Here is a 3,896-nt window from a genome sequence, read left to right as displayed (position 1 = left end):
ATAAGTTACCCGTTTTGGCTTACAGGTTATCGGTAAAACCCGCCCCTACAAACTATCGGGTCGCCCAAAACTTAATCAATAAAGCAATACCGTGACGCGACCCCTCCCTAACCCTCCCCTCGAAGGGGAGGGAACAAGATTTGCGCTTGCTGGGAATCAGGCTGCGATCGCACCATTGAATTGACCCAAAGGGAACAGGCGATCCTGGTAGGGGCGAGATGCACCTCATCAATGAATAATTACAATCCATTCAAATAGTAAGCGTTTGGATTCTTTCTGTTCACTGATTCGGTGGATGCAGTCCGGCTAAGATAAGTAGGCGTCGAAGATTTACGACTCCCGGACGGTTGAGTGCAAGTGCTGCGATGGTTGCACGACCGCAGGGGGTTAGACCGAGTAGTTGAGTTAAATCTTCACTCCAATCAAAATGCTCTGTCCAATTCTGCTGACGAGGATTGAATAGGGCAATCTCTTGTCCCGTCTTTGGGTCAGGATAAACAGTCCGGGTGTATTTACGACCATTACAGCCGAAACACGCCCAGGCTAGATTTTCAGTAGTGGTTGCTCCGCCTAGTTGTCGAGGCTTAATATGATCAACGGTAAAGCTGTCAGGAGAGAATTCATCTGGGCAACGGCAGTATTCGCATCGATGCTTCGCCCGTTGAGCGATTTCCTGTCTCAGTGCTGTGGGGATTCGTTCATAGTCAGACGGCATGGGAAGGTTGGGATCTCAGCTGAATTTGTTGGTTTAAGCGGATTAGGTCAATATTCCTAATCTGCGCTAGTTGGATCAGGGCTTCTAATCGTTTTACTCGCTTCTCCTCTAACAAATCTTCGTAACCTATTAGTTCCTGATATTCCGCTTCGCTCAGTTCACCCCATTCACAGCGATCGCGTAATGTGTTTAGATGTACCTGTTCCTCTTCAGAGATATGGCTCTCTATCACCCCCAGCAATTGGGTTTCCTGGGGACTAACTGTACTCGACTGAGGCGGCTGCGCTAAAAATTCCAATAGCTGCACAACTGCTATCAATTTGTCCTGAGGTAGCTGTCCAATCAGCGCGATCGCTTTTTGGTGAATATCAGTAGCAGGAGCCATTGTCCATCCCTAAGTCATGGTTAATTCATAGTTTAGCAAATCTTAGGATTGGTCTTGATCTGACCTCTCCCTAACCCTCCCCTTCAAGGGGAGGGAACAAAATTGGCGCTTGCTGGGAATCAGGCTGCGATCGCACTATGGAATTGACCAGACGAGAACAGGCGATCGCTCCTATTGAATTGACCAGAAGGGAACAGGCGATCCTGGTAGGGGCGACTCGCCTGTATTAATTAACAACCCCAATCCATTTAATTTGATCGGGTCGCCCAATACTAAATCAACAAAGCAATACCTTAACCCGACCCCTCCATAACCCTCCCCTCGAAGGGGAGGGAACAAGATTGGCGCTGGCTGGAAATCAGGCTGCGATCGCACGATTCAATTGACCCAAAGGGAACAGGCGATCGCACGGTTTGTCGTTGGCGTGTGGGAAACCCCAGCTTGCACCCTTGCTTAAGTCAGATGATTGCTCTAGGTACAGAAGTGGGTAAGTTAGAGAGAGTGCCTGGGTTGATAGTCTGGACGTTGATAGGGTCGCAAGGATCGTAATCACCATTGATTAATCTCAACGATATCAATTTAGTTCTCTTTCCTGATTGGACTCAATCTGAGGAGGTCTTGGAACGCGATTTACAAGAAGTAGTCGGAATGAGTGCGACTCATCTGGCGAGTCGGTATATCACCTTGTTGATTGATACGAGTACCATTGCTCAGGATGATGCTGAACTGTTTTTGTCTGGTGTGACCATGCATCTTTTGATGGCAGAAGACTTCCAGGTTACTGAGGGTGCGGAAATTGTACTGATGGGAACGCTGAGTTGTCGTGAATGGCAGGATCTTTTGCCTCAGATTCAAGCTAGACTGGTTTTGAAATGTGAAAATCAGTCGGCTATTTCCCACGCTCACGCTGCATCTCTTCCTGCCTATGATTTGGCAAGTTTGAGTCAGGAAAATGCTAGGTTTTTTTGGCAGGAATTGGGGGATGGGTTATTTCAACAGGGAAAATGGCAAGCGGCTAGGGAGTGCTATGAAAAAATTCTGGCAGTTGGGTGGGGAGATGCACAACTGTATTGGCGGTTGAGTGAATGTTTGAGATATTTACGGCTGACTGATGCCGCGATTAGTCGTCTTACTCAAGGAATTGAATTGTACCCGAAAGAAGGTAAGCTGCATTTCTCGTTAATCATGAATTTGCACGCTAGGGGTCGTATTCAAGAGGCAAGAAACCGGGCGAAGATTGCTTCAGAATTATTTCCTAGTAATTATAGGTTTAAAATTCTCAAATACTTGCTTTTACCGATAATCTATGATAATCAAGCGGAAATTGCTGGCTATCGACAAGAGTTCATCAGAGGACTGCAAGCATTAATTCAGGAAACCTCTCTAGAAACCGATGAAAATCAAAAGAATGCTCTGGTAGGGATAGGTAGCCTGACTAACTTTTATTTGCCCTATCAGGCTGAAAATGATCGAGAACTGCAATCTCAATATGGAGAATTAGTCCGTAAAATTATGGCAGCGAACTATCCGCAATGGGTGGTTCCTGTCTCTATGCCACCCCTTCGGGCAAATGATAAAATTCGGATTGGTTACGTTTCTGCTTATCTTCACGCTTACAGTGGCACCCTTTGGTTAACGGGCTGGTTGCGTTATTGCGATCGCACCCGTTTTGAGGTCTATTGTTACTATACGGGCAATACGCCGGATGCGGTTACTCAACAGTTTCAAGACTATAGTGATGTGTTTTACCATAGTCCGGGTAATCTCGAAGACGTTTGTGAACAAATCATTCGGGATCAACTTCATATTCTTGTCTTTCCAGAAATTGGGATGGACCCGCAAATTAGGCAAATGGGGAGTCTACGATTAGCGCCCGTGCAGTGTGTGGCTTGGGGTCATCCGGTGACGACAGGATTACCGACGATTGATTACTTTTTGTCGAGTGAGTTAATGGAACCGGAAAAGGCACAAGACCATTATTCGGAGAGGTTGATTCGTTTGCCAAATATTGGCGTGGCTTATCCTAAACCGTATATTCCGCCACGAGTTAAGTCCCGTTCAGATTTTCAGCTTCGGGAGGATGCGGTTATTTATTTATGTTGTCAAGCGCCGTTTAAATATCTGCCTCAATATGATTGGATCTTGGCGGAAATTGCCCGTCGGGTTCCTCAGGCTCAGTTTTTGTTTCTGCGGGGTGATTTATTGAAGCCGCGTTTAAATCGGGCTTTTGCCAAAGTGGGTTTGAGGAGTGAAGAGTATTGTGTGTTTCGTGCTATTCCCGAACGGCTAGACTATTTAATGATTAACTTAGTTTCTGATGTTTATTTGGATACATTTTGTTGGTCTGGAGGGAATACAACGTTAGAGGCGATCGCCTGTTGTCTGCCTATTGTTACCTGTCCTGGGGAATTTATGCGGGGTCGTCATTCCTATAGCTTTCTGAAAATGTTGGGGGTGACAGAGACAATTGCTGAGAATGAGGTAGATTATGTGGAAATTGCGGTAAGGTTGGGTTTAGACTCGACTTGGCGACGGGAAATCGGGGAACGTATGGCACAGCGGCTTGATTATCTCTATGAGGATCAGGCTTGTGTGGCTGGCTTGGAGGCGTTTTATCAGCAGATAGCAATACCTTGATCTGACCCCTCCCTAACCCCTCATAAGGGTAGGTTTTTTAAGATTGGGGTTGAGGTAAGACAAGGAAGACAGGTAGACCAGTAGACAAGGAAGAGTGAGAACGAAAAATAGGGCGTTTCGGCTTTTAGAAGTTAGCTTGACCGAACCTAATTTTGTACG

Annotated in this window: 3 protein-coding genes; 1 reads left to right on the top strand and 2 read right to left on the bottom strand. The window is 46.3% G+C overall.

Annotated elements, in window-relative coordinates:
* Positions 1 to 280 precede the first annotated feature (280 nt).
* Both RIE73_RS05170 and RIE73_RS05165 read right to left on the bottom strand, forming a co-directional pair.
* The gene (locus tag RIE73_RS05170) at positions 281 to 715 is read right to left on the bottom strand and encodes an HNH endonuclease (protein WP_446400177.1); all 435 of its coding nucleotides are present in this window, start codon (positions 713 to 715) and stop codon (positions 281 to 283) included.
* Positions 705 to 1,100 (bottom strand): hypothetical protein, encoded by a 396-nt coding sequence (locus RIE73_RS05165; RefSeq protein WP_446400176.1) that lies wholly within the window; start codon positions 1,098 to 1,100, stop codon positions 705 to 707. Before RIE73_RS05165 ends, RIE73_RS05170 begins: the two co-directional genes overlap by 11 nt.
* Before the next feature lie 975 nt (positions 1,101 to 2,075).
* On the opposite strand from RIE73_RS05165, the gene RIE73_RS05160 reads away from it, so the two are divergent.
* Positions 2,076 to 3,737 (top strand): O-linked N-acetylglucosamine transferase, SPINDLY family protein, encoded by a 1,662-nt coding sequence (locus tag RIE73_RS05160; protein ID WP_446400178.1) that lies wholly within the window; start codon positions 2,076 to 2,078, stop codon positions 3,735 to 3,737.
* The last annotated feature ends 159 nt before the right edge of the window (positions 3,738 to 3,896 follow it).

This window comes from Coleofasciculus sp. C1-SOL-03 (genome assembly GCF_040220555.1).
GTDB lineage: Bacteria > Cyanobacteriota > Cyanobacteriia > Cyanobacteriales > Coleofasciculaceae > Coleofasciculus.
This window is presented reverse-complemented; position numbering and strand designations above follow the sequence as displayed.